Origin of the sequence: Methylobacterium sp. WL12 (genome assembly GCF_008039475.1) — a bacterium.
GTDB classification, from domain to species: Bacteria; Pseudomonadota; Alphaproteobacteria; order Rhizobiales; family Beijerinckiaceae; genus Methylobacterium; species Methylobacterium cerastii.
On the sequence record NZ_VRUW01000014.1, the window covers coordinates 18,704 to 37,044 of the forward strand.

General features: G+C 63.3%; 11 protein-coding genes and 2 pseudogenes. 8 read left to right on the forward strand and 5 right to left on the reverse strand.

Going from position 1 to position 18,341, the window contains the following annotated elements:
* The first annotated feature begins 543 nt into the window (after window positions 1-543).
* From FV226_RS08200 to FV226_RS08215, 4 genes are all read left to right on the forward strand, one after another.
* On the forward strand, window positions 544-1,563 hold the full coding sequence (locus FV226_RS08200; protein ID WP_238273269.1) for an HlyD family secretion protein: 1,020 nt from the start codon (window positions 544-546) through the stop codon (window positions 1,561-1,563).
* Entirely contained in the window at window positions 1,560-3,125 is a 1,566-nt protein-coding gene (locus tag FV226_RS08205; RefSeq protein WP_147762524.1) for a DHA2 family efflux MFS transporter permease subunit, read from the forward strand. The genes FV226_RS08200 and FV226_RS08205 overlap by 4 nt, the downstream gene beginning before the upstream one ends.
* A gap of 1 nt (window position 3,126) precedes the next feature.
* Window positions 3,127-4,731 carry an efflux transporter outer membrane subunit gene (locus tag FV226_RS08210; protein ID WP_147762525.1) on the forward strand — a complete coding sequence of 535 codons (1,605 nt, stop codon included), beginning with the start codon at window positions 3,127-3,129 and terminating at the stop codon, window positions 4,729-4,731.
* A 113-nt stretch (window positions 4,732-4,844) separates the two neighbouring features.
* Window positions 4,845-5,231 (forward strand): hypothetical protein, encoded by a 387-nt coding sequence (locus FV226_RS08215; RefSeq protein WP_147762526.1) that lies wholly within the window; start codon window positions 4,845-4,847, stop codon window positions 5,229-5,231.
* Window positions 5,232-5,291: 60 nt separating this feature from the next.
* Here the strand turns inward: FV226_RS08215 and FV226_RS08220 are convergent.
* From FV226_RS08220 to FV226_RS08230, 3 genes and pseudogenes are all read right to left on the reverse strand, one after another.
* Window positions 5,292-6,054 (reverse strand): annotated as a pseudogene (locus tag FV226_RS08220) (DUF4113 domain-containing protein); the annotation flags it as partial.
* 1,080 nt (window positions 6,055-7,134) lie between these two features.
* Window positions 7,135-7,404, reverse strand: a pseudogene (locus tag FV226_RS08225) (sodium-independent anion transporter); the annotation flags it as partial.
* A gap of 67 nt (window positions 7,405-7,471) precedes the next feature.
* On the reverse strand, window positions 7,472-7,759 hold the full coding sequence (locus FV226_RS08230; RefSeq protein WP_147762527.1) for a hypothetical protein: 288 nt from the start codon (window positions 7,757-7,759) through the stop codon (window positions 7,472-7,474).
* A gap of 407 nt (window positions 7,760-8,166) precedes the next feature.
* Between FV226_RS08230 and FV226_RS08235 the strand changes: the two genes are divergently transcribed.
* From FV226_RS08235 to FV226_RS08250, 4 genes are all read left to right on the forward strand, one after another.
* Complete coding sequence (locus FV226_RS08235; RefSeq protein ID WP_147762528.1) at window positions 8,167-11,418, forward strand: efflux RND transporter permease subunit; 3,252 nt, start codon at window positions 8,167-8,169, stop codon at window positions 11,416-11,418.
* A complete protein-coding gene (locus tag FV226_RS08240; RefSeq protein WP_147762529.1) occupies window positions 11,418-12,803 on the forward strand; it encodes an efflux RND transporter periplasmic adaptor subunit in 1,386 nt (461 codons plus the stop codon). The genes FV226_RS08235 and FV226_RS08240 overlap by 1 nt, the downstream gene beginning before the upstream one ends.
* A 175-nt stretch (window positions 12,804-12,978) precedes the next feature.
* Window positions 12,979-13,659 carry a response regulator transcription factor gene (locus FV226_RS08245; RefSeq protein ID WP_147762567.1) on the forward strand — a complete coding sequence of 227 codons (681 nt, stop codon included), beginning with the start codon at window positions 12,979-12,981 and terminating at the stop codon, window positions 13,657-13,659.
* The gene (locus tag FV226_RS08250; protein WP_147762530.1) at window positions 13,646-15,031 is read left to right on the forward strand and encodes an ATP-binding protein; all 1,386 of its coding nucleotides are present in this window, start codon (window positions 13,646-13,648) and stop codon (window positions 15,029-15,031) included. The genes FV226_RS08245 and FV226_RS08250 overlap by 14 nt, the downstream gene beginning before the upstream one ends.
* 131 nt (window positions 15,032-15,162) lie before the next feature.
* On the opposite strand, the gene FV226_RS08255 is transcribed toward FV226_RS08250, so the two are convergent.
* Window positions 15,163-15,462, reverse strand: coding sequence for a hypothetical protein (locus FV226_RS08255; RefSeq protein ID WP_147762531.1), 300 nt, complete (start codon window positions 15,460-15,462; stop codon window positions 15,163-15,165).
* A 538-nt stretch (window positions 15,463-16,000) separates the two neighbouring features.
* Window positions 16,001-17,599, reverse strand: coding sequence for a porin (locus tag FV226_RS08260; protein WP_147762532.1), 1,599 nt, complete (start codon window positions 17,597-17,599; stop codon window positions 16,001-16,003).
* Window positions 17,600-18,341 lie beyond the last annotated feature (742 nt).

Below are 18,341 nucleotides of genomic sequence, written 5' to 3' on the forward strand. Positions count from 1 at the left end.
TCTAGATTAGAAACGAAACGTTCGGTTCAGATGTTCCTATCGGCTTCGGATGGGCGCGTCCACATCATCTCGCTGAGAGCTTAGCGAGGGCAAAGGCTTACGTTCCCCGCCATGCGCGAAGACGATGTAGACGACTTCCGATCGCCGACGCGGTCCGCAAGCCGACGGGACATGCTTGATGTCGGCTCGATGCGGCGCGCAGGGGCCCGGTACGACGACAGCCATCCCGACGCCGTCGACGGGCGGCGGCGCCCCTCCGACGAAGGTGCGCGTCCGAACCGGGATAGGTCCGCTCGGGACGACGACGACCGATCTGCGGCTGACCGCCGTGACGACGAACGGCCCCACCGCAGCCGCGACGAGCAGGACCGTCGCGACCAGAGGTCGGACGCCGGACGTGACCGAGGCCGGAGCGAGGATGCCGACAAGCGAGAAGCCAAAAAGAAGTCGGACGCAGACAAGGGCGACGACGAGAAGGAGGACAAAAAGAAGTCGGACGACGACGAGGACGACCAGCGGGCTCGGAAGAAACGCCGGCCGCTGGTGATCGGGATCGCCGCCGTGGTCCTGCTGCTGCTGGCCGGGGGCGGTCTGTACTACTGGCTGTCCACCCGCGGGAAGATCAGCACCGACGACGCCTACACCGACGGCAACATCGTCAACGTCGCCCCGCAGGTCGCCGGACAGGTCATCGCCCTCGACGTCACCGACAACCAGTTCGTGCACAAGGGCGATCCGCTCTTCCGCATCGACCCGAGGCAGTTCGTCTTCAGCCGCGAGCAGGCCCAGGGCCAGCTCGACGCGAGCAACGCCCAGATCGCCAGTCAGAAACTGGGCGTCGAAATCGCCAAGAAGAACTTCCCCGCCTCACTTCAGCTTGCGCAGGCCAACCTCGATTCGGCCAAGGCCAACCTCGCGCTTCAGCAGGCCAACTACGACCGGCAGAAAAGCCTTCCGAAGCTCGCAACGACGCAGCAGGAGGTCGACACCACGGCGTCGAACTACCAACAGGCCAAGGCGCAGGTCGAGCAGGCCCAGGCCCGCCTCGTCCAGGCGATGCCGGTGCAGCAGAACATCGGCCAGTCCGAGCAGCAGGTCGACCAGCTGAAGGGCCAGGCCGAGCAGGCGAAGGCTCAGGTCGACCAGGCCAACCTCAACATCGAGTGGAGTGTGGTGCGCGCGTCCCAGGACGGCTGGGTCACGAAGCGCAACGTCAACGCTGGCGACTACCTCACCGCCGGGCAGCAGGTCATGTCGCTGGTCACCACCGACGTCTGGGTCACGGCCAACTACAAGGAGACCGAGCTCGACGGCATGCGCCCCGGGCAGCGGGTCAAGGTCACCATCGACGCCTACCCTGACCTCGACCTCCAGGGGCACGTCGAGTCGATCCAGCGCGGGTCGGGCTCGAAATTCTCCGCTTTCCCCGCCGAGAACGCCACCGGCAACTTCATCAAGATCGTCCAGCGCGTGCCGGTGAAGATCGTCATCGACAGTGGTCTGCGGAAGGACGAGCCACTGCCGCTTGGCGTCAGCGTCGAGCCCACGGTGTTGCTGAAGTGAGCGGTGCATCCGACGGTTGGAAGCCCGCCCACAACCCCTGGCTCATCGCCATCGCGGTGACGCTGGCGGCGTTCATGGAGGTGCTCGACACCACCATCGTCAACGTGGCCCTGCCCTACATCGCCGGGTCGTTGGCGGCCTCCAACGACGAGGCGACCTACACCCTGACGGCCTACCTCGTGGCCAACGGCATCGTCCTGACCATCGCGGGCTGGCTGTCCGACACCATCGGGCGCAAGCGCTACTTCCTGATCTGCATCGGCATGTTCACGGTCTCGTCGTTCCTCTGCGGGCTGTCGCAGAGCCTCGGCCAGATCATCATGTTCCGGTTGATGCAGGGCTTCTTCGGCGGCGGCCTTCAGCCGAGCCAGCAATCGATCATCCTCGACACCTTCCCGCCGGCCAAGCGCGGGGCCGCCTTCGGGGTGACGGCGGTGGCGACCGTCGTCGCACCCGTGCTCGGGCCGACGCTGGGCGGCTACCTCGTCGAGCATTCGACCTGGCGCTGGATCTTCTTCATCAACGTGCCGGTCGGGATCTTCACCCTCTTCGCCAACGCCTACCTCGTCCAGGATCCCCCATCCGAGAAGGAGAAGCGCTCACGCGGCCTAGATTACGTCGGCCTCGGGCTGATCATCCTCGGCATCGGCTGCATGCAGATCATGATCGACCGCGGCGAGGACGACGGCTGGTTCGGCTCGCCGTTCATCCGGACCATGGCGGTCCTCGCCTTCCTCGGGATCTTCGGCGCCATCTGCTGGCTGCTCACCGCGAAGAAGCCGATCATCGACCTGGGGGTGTTCAAGGACAGGAACTTCGCCGTCGGCTGCCTGCTCATCGGCGCCGTCGGGGCACTGCTCTACGCAGGGTCCGTGCTGATCCCGCAGTTCGCCCAGCAGGTGCTGGGTTACACCGCCCTCGATTCGGGCTTCATCCTGTCCCCGGGGGGCGTCGCGGTCATCGTGCTGATCCCCATCGTCGGCATCGCGATGAAGTTCGTTCAGACCCGCTACATCATCATGTTCGGGTTCGCCTTCATGGGCTGCGCGATGTTCTATTCGAGCCGGATCGCGCCCGACATCGACTTCCGAACACTGGTCCTGATGCGCACCTTGCAGACGGCGGCGCTCGCCTTCCTGTTCGTGCCGATCTCCACCGTTGCCTACCTGACGCTTCCCCAGAAGTACCGCAGCGACGGATCCGCCCTGTTCTCGATGTTCCGAAACGTGTTCGGCTCGATCGGGATTTCGCTTTCCACCGCCGCGGTGACGGAGCGGACGCAGTCCGATCAGGCCCACCTCTCGGCGTTCATGACGCCGCTACGTCAAGGCTACAACACGCTCATCCAGGAGAGCGAGCACACGCTCAGGTCGCTCGGACGCGCGGCCTCCGTGGTGCATCAGCAGGCCGTGGCGCACACCTACCAGACCTACATCAAGCAGGCTCAGGTGCTGGCCTACAGCAACGTGTACCAATACACGGCGCTGCTGGCGTTCCTCGTCGTGCCGCTGTGCCTGCTGATATCGGCCAAGACCGCGCAAGGCGGCGGCGGAGGACATTGAGATGACGCTTCGCCGATACCCTGAACGACGCACCTATGCGGCGCTCGTCGCCTCCGTGCTCGGCCTCGCCGGCTGCACGGTGGGCCCGGACTTCGCCACCCCGACGACCCCGCTCGCGGAGTCGAGCGACTACCTCGACACCGGACTTCCGGTCCGTCGGGCGGGACGTCTCCTGTCGCGCACGACCGAGGCCGAGCCTGACGTGGCGTGGTGGCAGGCCTTCCGGGACCCGGTCCTGTCCCAGCTTGAGGACCGCGTCGCCGCGCAGAACCTCGACGTGCAGACCGCGACCGCCCGCCTGTTCGAGAGCCGGGCCCAGCTCGGGAGCGCCGCCGCCGCCGGGCTGCCGACAATCAATGGCCAGGGCAGCGCGTATCGCCAGCAGTTCAGCAAGAACGGAACGATCGGCCTCCTGTCGAACTCGCTCGGAAGTCTTGGCGGTGGCACCGGCGGCAGCAATCCGACGGCGCCGCTGACCAACGGGTTCGAGAGCTACACCCTCGGCTTCGACGCATCGTGGGAGCTCGACCTATGGGGCAAGGTCCGCCGCTCGGTGGAGTCCGCTCAGGCGCAGGCGGACGCATCGGCCGAGCAGCGCCGCGATGCGCTGGTATCCAGCCAGGCCGAGCTGGCACGCGACTACGTTCAGCTGCGCGGGACCCAGGAGCTGATCCGGATCGACCTCGCCAACATCCGGGTCAACGAGCAGATCCTCGACGTCGTCCGGGTGCGTCAGCAGAAGGGTCTGGTCACCGGCCTCGACACGTCCAACGCCGCCCAGCAGGTCGAGGCGATCAAGGCGCAACTGCCGCAACTCCAGCAGCAGGAGATCCAGCAGATCAACGCGATCTCGCTGCTGCTTGGCGAGCCGCCGCTCGCCCTGTCCCAGGAACTCGTGGCTGGCCGGGCGATCCCGCCGGTGCCGCCGCGCGTGCCGGTTGGGGTGCCGTCGAGCCTGGTCCTGCGCCGCCCCGACATCCGTCGTGCGGAGGCCAACCTGCATTCGGCGGTGGCGGAAATCGGCGTGGCCGAGGCGCAGTTCTTCCCGAGCGTCACGCTCACCGGCAGCCCGACCGTGAACTCGGTCGATCCGGGCAAGCTGTTCCGGGGCTCGTCGCTGCAGTACATGAACATCGGACCGTCGATCTCGATACCGCTGTTCGAAGGCGGGCGACTGAAATCGAACCTCGTCCTCCAGCGCGCCCGCCAGCAGGAAGCGGCGATCGCCTACCAGAAGGCGGTGCTTCAGGGCTGGCACGACGTCGTCAACGCCTTGGCTTCCCTGCGCGGCGACGAGGCGCGCCGGGGCCGCCTAGCCAGGCAGGTCGCCGATGCGCGCCAGGCGCTGTCCCTGTCGCGGGCGCGCTACACCCAGGGCGTCGAGATCTTCACCACGGTGCTGCAGGCGTCGCAGACGGTGCTTCAGGCGGAGACCAACCTGTCCCAGGCGACGGCGGCGATCTCCACCGACTTCGTCGCCCTATCCAAGGCGCTCGGCGGCGGCTGGGAGACCACGTTCCCGAGTGGCCGGACGCCTCCGCTTTCCCTGGCGAAGGTGGGGATCCCCGTCTCGGATGTCGTACACGGCACGCCCTTCGACCAATGAGCGGATGCCAGGCGAAAGCGAGCGGGATGCACGCGCGGGACGGCCCGGGGCACCCGAGATGATGCCGTAGGCGTCACGCTTGAGGGGGCGGGACCATACGAGGCAAACATATCATGTCCTTCCGTCTAGCTACCCCGATCTTACTCGCCGTGACCCTGGCGAGCCCGTCCCTGGCACAACCAGGATCTTCGTCTTCCCGACCGACCATGTTGATCCACGGCAACTATTGTGGTCCGGGCAACAAAAGTCCCCTGGCTCCCATCGACGTCCTGGACGCCGCCTGCGCCCGTCACGACGCCTGCACACCGGACGATGCCCTGCCGTCAAAGGCCTGCAACCGTCGCCTTCAGGTCGAGGCGGAGCGGATTGCGGACGACCCGGGCCAGCCGACCGAACTCCGAATGGTTGCCGGTGTCGTCGCCGCCGGTGCCGCCATGATGCCCTTCGCCGAGGCGGGACGGATGACACACCGCGCCGTCACGGGCGGAGGCGGCGACTGACCGGCGGCGATGCCCCGAGGCGATTGAAGCGTATCGCACCTGATGCTCCTCGTCATCCAGTCAGACCCTCGATGGCGCTCCCCCGCCGGATCCCGAGACTCCTCCACCCGCCACGACCGGGATCTCGTCGAGCCGGGTCGTGTATCGTGGTGAGCGTATCTCGCATTTCGTGGACCACCCCCGCGTAGGAGCGAACCCTGCGGCGGCCGGAACGATCGATCCGCGCCCGAAGCGTCGGTTGCAGACGTCGAGCGCGGCCATCAGCGCGGCACCCTGCTCGCAGGCGATCTTGCCGAGGCCTGGCATCGCCCGCTGGGAGGCGTGGAGCGGCAGGAGGTCGGTCGTGACCACGCCGGCCTTGGAGTAGCGGAAGCCGCTCCGCCAGGTCCGCCGGACGCCGTGCAGTGCGGCCTTCACCAGAACCAGCGTGTCGTTGCTGGCTTCGTGCAGGGTCCTCACCGTCGAGACCGAGCGTTGCGGTCGGGTCCGGTCGTGCTCCGAGGTGTGTGAGCAGACCGTGACGTGGTCCGTCCCAAGCCCCCCGGCGCAGCTTCTCTCCGAGCCGGCTCGCGTGGGTTGCGATCGCCTGCTCCATGGTGGCGAGATCCTCGACCCGGTCCGAAAAGCTGCGGGTGACGGCGCACCCCTTGCGGGTGGCGGTTACCTCCTCAAGGTCGAGACAGGCGACGCCGTGCAGCTCCTGCACGAGGCGCTCGCCCATCACCGCCATGGCCTTGCGCACCACCCGGGTATCGAGGTCGCCCACGTCGGCGGCGCTCTCACATCCAAGCGCTTCCAGCTTGCGGGCGTTCGCAGGGCCGATAGGCGCCCCCATGCGCGACGCCGTCCAGGCTCCGCTTAACTTAGCGACCCGCAAGCGGACGTTCCCAGGTCCCGCTAAGGGTCGTGAACGGGCGCGGCGGCAACGTCTGCTCACGTACGTTGCCGTCCGAAAGCGGACCGGCGGAAATCCACCCATCCCGGTCGTAGAGCGGACGCACGGGTCGCGACCCAACGCGTCGGCTCAGTCCGTTTCCATGTCTGCCTGTAAGCGGGCGTTGTTTTGCATCCTGCTGTTTGGGTAGGATCAGTGGAGTGCCGCCCAATCGACCTTCGACAACGGATGTACCGCAAGTGGTATTTCGTCGGCGAAGGCAGGGGGCGCTATAGGAGGCGAAGAGCAGAACCGAGGGCATGGGTAATGAGCGTCTTCATGCAAAATATGGTCGTAATCTGTGCTTTTCTCCTGACGGAAAATAACCTGCCAGGGGATGATCCAGCGACAAAAGATCAACTTCGAGCTTTTGGAGCTTTAATTAGATCTGAAACTTACTCTTGCCCAATAGCAACGAGGGCGACCTTCCTGGGCAAGAGTGGAAATGGATACGCCGTGAGGGTGACTTGTTCTGATACGACCGTCGGAGCATTTTACGTTCCGACCGAGTATGTATTAATCATAGACCAGGATTTTAATGTCGCGATACGTCCGATGAAATAATATTAGAGGGCGAAACCCTTTGCTCTTAGATCGGTAAATGAGCGTATGGGCCGCTTCCCGAATGCGAAATCCTCAGGCATACGATCGACCGGATCGTCCCCTTCTAAATCAAATCCATCCAACCGGTAGCGACGCGCATCCAAACCTTGGTCGCCGGTCACGGCAACGCGTTGCGAGCCCTCGTAATGGTGCTGGAGGCCTTGGGCCGAGCCAGGTCGAGGCCATGGAGATCCCAACCGGATCGGTCCGGATGTACGGCTTCGGGTCCGACACGACCATCGCCTCGCGTAGGGTGATCGGCTGGTATCCGACCGGGTCCTAGACCTCTCCTCCGACCGTCGGACCATGCACCCAGGCCCCCCTGACGCTTCGGTGGATTTCGCCAGCAACCGGTTATATGAAGCGTCATACGCACAAAGAATCAAAACGATGCAACAATAGCTTTCCCAAGATCAATGCCCCCCCGACGGCGAAGGTCGCCCCAGGTTCATCGTGAGTACCGATGCGCTCGACCATCGTTGCCATCGCCTCGTTCATGCCGACGACGTCGACGGTGATCCCGTGGTGGCGGAGCTTGAGGACGACCCGGTCGAGGGCATTGATGGCCGAGATGTCCCAGAAGTGCGCCGCCGAGAGGTCGATCACGACGCCCTTCAGAGCTTCCTCGCGGAAGTCTGGATCGCCCTGATCTCAACCCCAAATCTCAATTCGCAAACCCGTTACTCGGACGGGCTACTAGCCTTCAAGGATAGGCGTGCCGCCGGTTCCGTTCGAAGGCCTGCTCGCAGGCCTGATCGAACAGGGCGCAGGGAGGCCTCTCGCCGTTGGGCTCCGTCAGCATCGGTTGACCGCCAATGTCGCCCAGGGAATGTTCCTGCGAATAGCGGGAGCGCGGATCGAAATATGGATCGCTCGTGTAACTGCTCATGAAGGCACCGCCTGCTGGCTGTTCGTTCCGGGCCAGAGCAGAAGTGGCCCATGGCGAAAGGATCGCCAGAGCCGCGAGGACGCGGATGGGCTGTCTCGACATCGGGAACTCCGAACGCGCAAGCCTGCCAAGCCGGCGCCGACGGAGAATGGTGGCTCACAAACTCTGATCAGGCAATCGAATAAACATTTGATCGCTGAAGTAAAATAGCTGTTTTTAATTTTTATTTATAAATTAAATTTTTGACTATTTTGCGCTTGAGCTGTCCCTTCGCCTCACGGGCTAGTTGCTTCCCACCTTTTAAAGGCTGCGTGGCGATTTTCTGTTTCAAAATATTTTTAAAAAATCAATCTCGAATTCATTCGTAAGACCTTTCGTCTAGCTCTATCTAGCGGTCGACTTACTTCGCTTCGTTCAAAGACCTCCAAATAGCGCCTTTCCTCTGTTCGTCCGAGCGCGCTTCAGGCGCTGGCCGCATGGTGGGTTGTGCCGGGAAGCCCGATTTATCGATGAATCTTGTTCGGTTCGCACTGAAATTCCGCAAGAGCTTCTACGTTTTGGCGATTTTGATGGCGTTGGGCGGCGTCGGCGCAATCGCCGTAGCGCCGAAGGACGTGCTGCCCTCGGTCGACATTCCCGTCGTTGTCGTGGTGTGGACCTATAGCGGTCTCGACGCCACCGACATGGTTCAGCGCATCACGAACTACAGCGAGTTCTCGCTGTCCAGCAACGTGAACAACATCAAGCGAATCGAGTCGACGTCCATCCAGGGGACCGTGACCGAGCGGATCTATTTCGATTCCGCCGTAAGCATCGACCTCGCCATGACGCAGGTCGATTCCGCCATGAACGCCATCCGCTCGCGCATGCCGCCGGGCGTGCAGCCGCCGGTGATCATGCGCTTCTCGGCCTCCTCAGTGCCGGTGATCCAGCTTGCGCTGTCCTCGGGCACGCTGCCGCTGACCAAAGTGTTCGATTACGCCCAGTACCGCACCCGCCAGCGCCTCGCCCAGGTGCCGGGCTCGACCTTGCCGTCGCCCTATGGCGGCGCCCCGCGCCAGGTGATGGTCGATCTCGACCTCGCCGAGCTCCGCGCCGTGGGCATGACGCCGCTCGACGTCACCAACGCGGTCCTCAAGCAGAACCTCGTCGTCCCCTCGGGCCTCGCGAAGATCGGTCGCCAACAATACACCGTGCGGCTCAATTCGAGCCCCCAGCTCGTCGATCAGCTTAACCGCATCCCGATCAAGGTCGTGAACGACCAGCCGGTGCTCCTGCGCGACGTCGCCCATGTCCGCGACGGCTCGCCGCCGCAGACCAACATCGTCCGCGCCGATGGCGAGCATTCCGTGCTGTTGCAGGTGCTGAAGAACGGCTCGGCCTCGACGCTGGACGTGGTCAACGCCGTGAAGGCGGCCCTGCCGGACATCCGCGCGGCCTCGCCCAAGGGCCTGTCGATCACGCCGCTGTTTGATCAATCGGTCTTCGTTTCCGACGCCATCGGCGATGTCGTACGCGAGGCGGTGATCGCCGCCGGGCTCACGGGACTCGCCATCCTCCTGTTCCTGGGCTCGTGGCGATCGACACTCGTGGTCCTCGTCTCGATTCCGCTCTGCATTCTCACCTCTCTGTCGGTGCTGGTGGCGCTCGGCCAGACCATCAACGTCATGACGCTCGGCGGCCTCGCGTTGGCCGTCGGCATCCTCGTGGACGACGCCACGGTGGCCATCGAGAACACTTACCGGATGTTCGAGGAGGGCTATCCCTTCCGCCGCTCGGTGCTGGAAGGCGTGGCTGGTATCGCCAAGCCGGCGCTGATCTCGACACTGGCTATCTGCTCGGCCTTCTCGGCGGTGTTCTTCCTAACGGGCGCCCCCCGCTACCTGTTCGTGCCACAGGCCGAGGCGGTCGTCTTCGCGATGCTCACCTCCTACCTGCTCTCACGCACCCTTGTGGCGATCCTGATCGACGTCCTCGTCGCGCCGGAATATGCAAGACATCATGGTGGGGCGGCTCCTGCGCTGGAAGTCGGCCCACGCCGCCGCTCGCTCCTGTCGCGCCTCCTGGCGCCGCTTGCGTGGCTGCTGCGCTTTCCACTGCGTGTCGCCTTGGCATTCCGCGAGGCCTTCGAGCGCGGCTTCGCACGATTCCACGCTGGCTATGTCGGGTTGCTCGGTGCGGTAATCCGCCATCCGAAGCGGGCGCTTGCCGGGGCAGCCTGTGTCTTCGCCGTGACAGCGGGGCTCTTCCCCTTCATCGGGCAGGACTACTTTCCGCAGATCGAGTCGAGCCAGATGACGCTGCACATCCGCACCCGGCCGGGAATGCGGATTGAGGAGGCGGAAAAGACCTTCGCGCAGGTGGAGGACATCGTCCGGCAAGTCGTCCCGAAGGACGAGCTAGGCCTCATGCTCGACAATATCGGCCTGCCGGCGTCGAATTACAATTACGCGTTCATGGACGCATCCTTCGTCGCCTATAACGACGGACAGATGCTCATCAATCTCAAGGGTGAGCACAAGCCGATCTCGTTCTACGAGCGGCGTTTGCGGAAGGTGCTACGTCGGGCGTTTCCTTCGGATGTCTTTTATTTCCAGCCCGCCGACATCATCACGCAGATCCTGAACTTCGGCACCGTGGCGCAGATCGACGTGCAGGTCTCTGGTCGGCACGACGCGAAGGACCTCGCCGTCGCCCGCGCGCTCGTGCGCCGGGTCGCGGCGGTGCGGGGGGCGGTGGACGTCCACCTGCACCAGATCGTCGATGCGCCGCAGATGTACGTAAACGTTGATCGCCGGCTCGCCTCGGAGATGGGGGTGAGCGAGCAGATCATCGCCCAGAACCTCAACGTCTCCCTTTCCGGCTCCTTTCAAGTCAGCCCTAACTTCTGGGCCGATCCGAAATCCGGCACGCCGTACCAGCTGTGGGTGCAGACCCCGGAATGGCGCAACGGAGACATCGCCCGGCTGATGAATACGCCAGTCTCGGTCCACGGCACCGGAGACGGCCAGCCGGGCATCCCGATCCTGCTCTCGAATATCGCCACGATGCAGCGGCAGCCAGAGCAGACGGTGATCAACCACGTCAACACCCAGCCAACCTTCGACATCCTCGCCAACGTGCAAGATGCCGACCTCGGAAGCGTGCGCAGCGCGGTCGAAAAGATCGTCGCGGAGGAGCAGGCGACGTTGCCCGCCCCCGACAAGATCCGTGTGCGTGGTCAGATCGAGAGCATGGAGGGCGCCTTCGCCCATATCGAGGTCGGACTCGGGATCGCGCTGATGGCGGTCTACCTGCTGCTCGTCCTCAACTACCAGACTTGGGTCGATCCCTTCGTAGTCATCGCTGCGCTGCCGCTCGCCTTCTGCGGCATCGTGATGAGCCTGTTCGTTACCGGCACGACCTTCTCCATCCCGGCCCTGTTCGGGGCGATCATGTCGGTGGGCGTGGCGAGCGCGAACTCGATCCTGCTCGTCACCTTCGCCAAGGAGCACCGTGAGGCCACGGGCTGCTCGGCCCCCGAGGCCGCGCTGATGGCCGGCAACACCCGGCTGCGACCGGTGCTGATGACCGCCTCGGCCATGTTCCTCGGCCTGATCCCGATGGCGATCGGCTCGGGCGAGGGCTCGGAACAGAACGCGGCGCTGGCCCGCGCCGTCATGGGCGGCATCGGCATGGGCACGCTCTCCACGCTGCTCTTCGTACCGCTCCTCTACACGCTTCTCCGCCGCAACCCGATCAAGCCCCTTGAGGACTATTGATGAGCCCGTTCATCGAACCCGACGACGCTGGGAACGACTCCGCGGAGCGGGCGCATGCCCATGCGGTCGAGATCGATCCTCTGCGGCAGGACCTGCTGGGCGAGGCCCTGACTCATTCGCACCTTCCCCCGCCGCGCAAGCGCCCGTTCGTGATCGCGCTTCTGGCGCTCGGCAGCGCCCTCGGCCTGGGCGGCTGGCACCATTGGCAGACCTACCGCACGTCGTTGGAGACGCAGGAAGACGTCATCAGCTTCGTACCGACCGTCCGCACGGTTTCGGCCGTCGAGGACGACAAGCCGATGAGGCTGACACTGCCGGGACAGACCGAGGCTTTCGACCACGCCGACATTTTTGCCCGTGCCACTGGCTACATCGCCGAACGCCGGGTCGATATCGGCTCCCGGGTCAAGAAGGGCGACCTCCTCGTGCGCATCGCCGCCCCCGACCTCGACCAGCAGAAAAGCCAGGCCGAGGCACAGCTCGGCCAGCTTCAGGCCCAGCTCGCCGTCGCCCATGCCGACGTGGAGCAGGCCAAGGCCAACGTCACCCTCGCCAACGCCACCGACGCCCGGACGTCGACGCTCGCCGGCCAGGGCTGGGCCTCGAAGCAGACTGCCGACCAGACCCGGGCGCAGATGCTCACCGCCACGGCCGCCCTCACCGCCGCCGACGCGAAGGTGAAGGTGGCCGAGGCGAACATCACTGCCCAACAGGCGACCGTAGACCGGCTGCGCACGCTCACCACCTTCGAGAACGTGACCGCGCCCTTCGACGGCATCGTCGTGGCGCGCATGGTCGATGTCGGCGACCTCGTCCATGCCGATCTCGGCAGCGGCGCGTCACTCTTCTCCATCGAAAGCACGGACTTGCTACGCGTGTCCGTCCAGGTGCCGCAATCGGCGGCGGTCCACATCCGCGACGGTGTCCGAGCGACGGTTCAGGTGGCTCAGATGCCGGAGCGGAGTTTCCAGGGCACGGTCTCGCGCAGCTCCGTGGCCCTGCGCTCGTCGGTGCGGACCCTCGACACCGAGGTTGACGTAGCGAACCCGGACGGGGCGCTGCGGCCGGGGCTCTATGTGAACGTGACCTTCGCCGTGCCCCGCGCCCATCCCGGCCTTCAGATCCCGTCCGAGGCACTCATCTTCGATGCCGCCGGAACCCAGGTCGCCGTGGTCCAGCCCGACGATACGGTGAAGCTTCATCCGATCACGATCTCGCGTGATCTCGGCACGACCCTTGAGCTGCGTTCCGGCCTGAAGGGCGGCGACACCGTCGTCCTCAACCCCCCAGCCGACCTGCGAGACGGCAGCCGCATCGTCCCGAAGGGCAGCGTCTCTTCAGGGGAACCCGTTGCCAAGCTCTCCGTGCAGGCAAGCGCGGAGTGACGAAATGGCCAACGACAGCGCCTATGTGACAAGCTTTGCCGACGATATGACGCACGCCCTGCCGCCTGATAACGCGCCATTTGACACCGACCGCGAAGAGCATAACTCCAGCGTCCCAGCCGAAGCGCCGAGCCCGAAAGGGGCTCAGCGTATCCATAATAAAAAGGATAAAAGGATGGCCAACGTTCTTGTGGTTGAGGATGATCAGCGCGTTGCTGCCGAAATCGGATTGGCACTGACCGAACACGGCTTTCGGGTGGATGAGGCCATGAACGGATCAATCGGTCTACGCAAGGCGATGGATGGTGACTTCGATGTCATCGTCCTCGACCGGATGCTGCCGGAGATCGACGGCCTCGCTCTGCTTACCAAGCTGCGCGCCGCCAAGGTTTCGACCCCGGTCCTGATCCTTAGCGCGCTCTCGGCCGTCAACGAGCGCGTGGACGGGCTGCGTGCCGGGGGCGACGACTACCTCGCCAAGCCCTTCGAGTTCATCGAGCTGACCGCGCGGGTCGATGCTCTTGCCCGGCGCAAAATGGCCGCCGAGGCGGTGAGCGAACTCGTCGTCGGCGACCTACAACTCGACTTGATCGAGCGTGTGCTCCACTGCGCAGGTCGGGAGATTGAGCTTCTACCGAAAGAGTTCGCGATCATCGAGTTCTTGATGCAGAACGCGGGCGTGCTGGTGAGCCGCAAAATGATCTTTGAGTCGGTTTGGGGCTACAGCTTCAACCACCAGTCGAGCGTCATCGACGTCCATGTCGGTAAGATCCGCAAGAAGCTTGATCCCGACGGGCTGAACCCGCGCATCCACACCGTCCGCAACACGGGGTTCATCCTCCGTGCGACTGCTTGAGGTCCGCCGCACAAGCGGGTTCCGGGTCGCGTGCCTGTTCTTCGCGACGTTCGGAACTGCCTCCCTCGCACTCTCGGGCTTCCTCTATCTTGACACCCGCAGCTACGGCCGCAAGGCCGCGTTCGAGTGGGTCGGGTGGGAGTCGAAGCATCTCCTGAGTCTCGCGCCCCACGCCCTGCGCGATCGTATCGACGCCTCGGAGGATTTCGCCGAAGGCGGCCGCCCCCTCGTGCTGTTCGGACCCGACCACGCTCGCCGCGTAGGGGCACCGATCCCGTTTCCTGAAACGGCCCCGGTCGGCCGACCATTCGTACTGACGCAGCCGGCGGAGCACGGGTCGCGCACCCTGTTCAGCCAGTTGAGCCGCCTTCAGAGCGGCGAATACGTCCTCGTAAGTCGCTCGGCCAAGGATCTGGAAGCCCTCGAGAAGGCCCTCGTCGAAACCTTCGTCTGGGGCATGGCAGCCACCATCGTCATCGGTCTCGTCGGAGCAGTGATCTTCGGCGCCGGATCGCTTCGCCAGAACGACGCCATCACCAAAGCCGTCGAGCGCATCATGCGGGGTGACCTCAGCGAGCGCCTGCCGACAAGGGGCGTCTCTGCGGACCTCGCGCACCTGACCGGCGTCGTGAACGACATGCTCGATCAGCTCGAGCGGCTGATGTTCGAAATCAAGGGCGTCAATGAGAACATCGCTCACGACCTGCGGACCCCGCTGACGCGAGTGGTGGGCATTTTGGAACGGTCGCTCCGCAAGGCCGACAACGTCGAAGCGTTCCGAACTTGCAACGAGGATGTCCTCGCGGAGGTCAAGGATATCGTCATCCGCTTCTCAGCACTACTGCGTATCTCGGAGATGGAAGATCGCATGCGCCGGTCGGGCTTTACGGACCTCGACCTCGCTCGCCTACTGGAGGATGCGGTCGAGTACTACGAGCCCCTAGCCCTGGAACGGGATATCGGGCTCCGCTGGGAGCAGCCCGAAGAGCCCTGTTCCGTAGAGGGCGACCGCAGCCTGATCTTTGAGGCGGTGAGCAACCTGATCGACAACGCCCTGAAGTTTACCCCTGCCGGTGGCGAGGTAAAAGTCACGCTGGTGCGCGATCCTCCGGGCATCCGCATCGACGATACGGGCTGCGGCATCCCGGTCGAAGAACTCGGTGCGGTGCGGGAGAGGTACCGGCGCGGGGCGTTGAGGACAGGCAAGAGCGGCTTCGGCATCGGGCTCAGCCTCGTCGATTCCATCGCCCGGTTGCACAGCGCCGCGTTCGACATCGCGAGCGATGCGGGTGGCACCCACGCCACCTTGGTGTGGAAGCCTGCGGTCACGGCGGCAGGATCCCCCGCTGTCATCCAAGCCCAGAGCGCTTGAAGCACCTTCCATCAGAGCGGTTGCCGGTTCAACGAAAGACAATGCGGCATCACAAAGAGATAGAGCATTTCCCATGATCCGAGGACCATGAAAAATGCTCTACACTGGTGCCGGGGCCAAGCCCTGTGGTTTCAGTAAGCGTCGCCGTAGGCCCGGCGCTGGCGCGACCGCAGGTGGCTCCATTGGCGGTCCGTCGGCACCGATCCGACAATGACCGGGCGCTGTGCCGCGAGCGAGCCGCTCGCTCCTATTGCGTTCCGCCACATGCCGCCGGAACGGTCGTTGCCCTGTGCGTAGGCGTCGGCGTCGAGACCATCGCCGCTGGTGCGGATGATGAGTTTCGGGTCGATGGACTGCTGCGTGTCCGCCGCAGAAGCAGCGCCGGATATCAGGATGGCACCAAGAGAGCAGGCCAGAACGAACGTTTTCATGGTCAATTCTCGTATCGATGGCGTCGCTCGCTGGCGACATGCCATCATAGTGTATCCGACGCTGTATAAATTCAACGTTTTATCAAACAATAAAATTTTCGTCTTGAATTCTGGATTTGAATTTGAAACGGAACTTTAAGTCCACTTTAGCGCCAAAGAAAAAGCCGACCGGTTTCCCGGTCGGCTGAGTCTAAGGGTCTGAAGCTTTTGTTCAGAGTCGATCGGCCCCGGTACCTGGGCCTGTCGGCTCTGAAACTAAGCGTCTGTTCTGCCGGCTGTGCACTGAATCGCCGAAGAACTATGGTATTTGTAGCAAAGCCACAGTATCAAGCAATCAAAATAAATTTTATCATTTTAATACCGATTTATCGATTTGGAAACAACAAAGCCCAGCCAGTGGGCCGGGCTTTGTCGATCCTGCGAAGGGTAAGAGAAACCAGAAGTTCTTCCGTTCTCCATTAATCTAGGAAAACACCCTGGTTGATAGTCGTGCGACTCTTTTACTCGCCCAGCTGGTATCAGCGTTGGCGGAACAGGCTTAGAAATCGCGCTGAATACGGAAACGGACCTGGGCCGCATCCTGCGAACTTATGTAGCGCAGGGAGCTCTTGGAGATGTCGGGGGTCACGCCGCTGTTGAGGGCGGTTCGGATGTATTCGCCCTCGACGCCGATATCCAGGTCCCTAACCGGGGTCCAGATTAGGCTGGCGCCCGTGACGATCTGGTTGTTGCCGCGCAGGACGGGGCTCGTGGCGAAGGCTAACGCATTTGCCGCATTAGCTCCGCTTGGCGCGAAACCGAAACCGAGGGCGCCGAGTGCGTTGCGGCCCCGCGTGTTGTAGTCGATCTGCGCGTAGCTCCCGAAAACTGCCGAGCGCCAAGTTGGCGACCAGTAATGCAGCAACGAGGCGACAGTTGAGAACGAAGTCGAGAGTTCTAGCTTGCCCGTCGATGGGTTTAATACAGCATCGGAGTAGTATTGCAGGAACGATCCTCCACTCACCGGGGCGGCAGCGAGGGCATCGTACGGCGCCGTGTAGTTGGAGATGCCTGTGTAGCTCATGGCGCCCTGGCCATAGGCGCCTTGAAGGTAGAAGGTGTCGCCCGGGGCGATGAAGGGCAGATTGACCTTCACGGCGCCTTGCACCGCGAACCCGTAGTCGCTGGATGCGCGGCCCGTCGGAGCGATGCCGAGCCCTGCCGTGGCGGTCGCGACACCCGCGACCGTGCTGGCGGCGTCGCCGGCGTTGATCTCGTGCACGGCTGCCGACAACTGCGCCGACCCCCAGGGCTGATCGATTCGAGCGACGCCGACGAAGTCAGGAAGGCGGCTCTTCTGCGTCACGTCCACGAAGGCGACGGTGCCCGGCCCTACGATGATCGGGGCGAGGAACGTGGACGGCGTAAAAGGGTTGAAGGCGTTGCTATAGCCTGCAAATCCGCCCGCCGCCGTGAAGGCCCCAGCGGCGGCGCCGGTGCCGAAGATTGGGAAGCGTCGAAAGGTCGGATCTTCCATCGAAGCCGTCAGGGTGATGCCGTTGCCGAGCACCGCCGAGTAGGCAAGCAGGTTGGTGCTGTAATTATCCGAACCAGCGGTGCCGCCGATCAACTCGAAGTCGTGGGCGTAGAAGTCGAAGAAGGACGATGCGCGACCGGCAGTGAGGCCGGCGAACTGGATAAAAGCCTTGTCGGCATTCACGAAATCCTGCGTCCGGCCGAAGGCGTCCGCGCCGAGGCCTGGGAAGGCCTGCCCCTCGCGCTGGCGGGAGGCCGAAGTGACGAAGGGGCCGCTGCGAGAGGCGACGTCAAGGCGCAGGAACGCGCGCAACGTGCCGTAATCAGTCTGCGTGCGCGCATCGAGGTTCAATCGGAGGAGGCCGACATAGCCCGACACGTCGCCTCCGCTTCCCGTGCGGACCTTGCTGGCCTGATACAGGTAGTCGTACCGTGCGCGCCCCGAGAGGCGGATACAGGTGTCGCTGCCAGGAATGTAGAAAAATCCCGCGCCGTAGGCGGTGCAGACGCGGACATATTCGACAGGGACTGCCTTTTTGACTGGAAGATCCGCGGCACGTGCGCCCCCTCCGACGGCTAGCAGGGCCGAGGAATAGAGCAGAATCGTCTTGAGGTTTTGCATTGTGTCCCCACATCCGACGCCATTTGCGCCCAAGCGCCAGCATCGACCCGAATCGGTGCCCAATCACAGTCCTCGTCAGTAGAAAGGACTATCGTTGCAGCTTTTTGGTGGCTTGGCCGCTTATCGATCGGCAGCTTGACTATATATTTGGTTGCATCTTTCGACAAATAAAAAGTTATTTATTTGAATAAAGGTATTTCGATTTTTAAAATAGGAATTTAATTTTCTAACTGATTTGATTTTATTAGTTTGAAGCAGACACCATTTTCTCCGTCACCAGAACGCCGATAAAGACCCGTAGAAATCGAAAGAATAGACGATAATCGATGCGCATCTTGTGAGATGCTTCGGCCAACGCTTGGACGGCCCTGCGGCCAAGACGAGAGTAGATCTCGTTCGCGGTCGCCAATAATGGAATGTTCTAGGTCAAGGATTGCTTTGCCATAGCCGTCCACAGCGGATCAGTTAAGTCAGAGGGTGCTTTCCAAGCTCTTTCTGCTCCCGGACTGATGGCACCGCCCCTCAATAACGTCAGCCTTGTAAGGTTCGCGGCCTGAGCAGACGTCCAAATTTTCAAACTTGACTTACGAAAGCAGACGGGCGGCTAACCACCCAACCCGGTCGCGGAGCCTTATTGCGAGGCGCCTGCGTCGCCGGCGAGGGAACGCGCTCGGAGGACTTGAGGCGCTCCAGCAAACTCGACGTGGTCTTCAAGCACTGGCCCGACAAGGCCTTCCCGCTC

Bases quoted from the DNA above. Each gene is read 5' to 3' on its own strand.
- FV226_RS08245 (WP_147762567.1), top strand. From the start codon at position 12,979: ATGGCCAACGTTCTTGTGGTTGAGGATGATCAGCGCGTTGCTGCCGAA.
- FV226_RS08215 (WP_147762526.1), top strand. From the start codon at position 4,845: ATGTCCTTCCGTCTAGCTACCCCGATCTTACTCGCCGTGACCCTGGCG.
- FV226_RS08255 (WP_147762531.1), bottom strand. From the start codon at position 15,462: ATGAAAACGTTCGTTCTGGCCTGCTCTCTTGGTGCCATCCTGATATCC.
- FV226_RS08260 (WP_147762532.1), bottom strand. From the start codon at position 17,599: ATGCAAAACCTCAAGACGATTCTGCTCTATTCCTCGGCCCTGCTAGCC.
- FV226_RS08235 (WP_147762528.1), top strand. From the start codon at position 8,167: ATGAATCTTGTTCGGTTCGCACTGAAATTCCGCAAGAGCTTCTACGTT.
- FV226_RS08210 (WP_147762525.1), top strand. From the start codon at position 3,127: ATGACGCTTCGCCGATACCCTGAACGACGCACCTATGCGGCGCTCGTC.
- FV226_RS08240 (WP_147762529.1), top strand. From the start codon at position 11,418: ATGAGCCCGTTCATCGAACCCGACGACGCTGGGAACGACTCCGCGGAG.
- FV226_RS08230 (WP_147762527.1), bottom strand. From the start codon at position 7,759: ATGTCGAGACAGCCCATCCGCGTCCTCGCGGCTCTGGCGATCCTTTCG.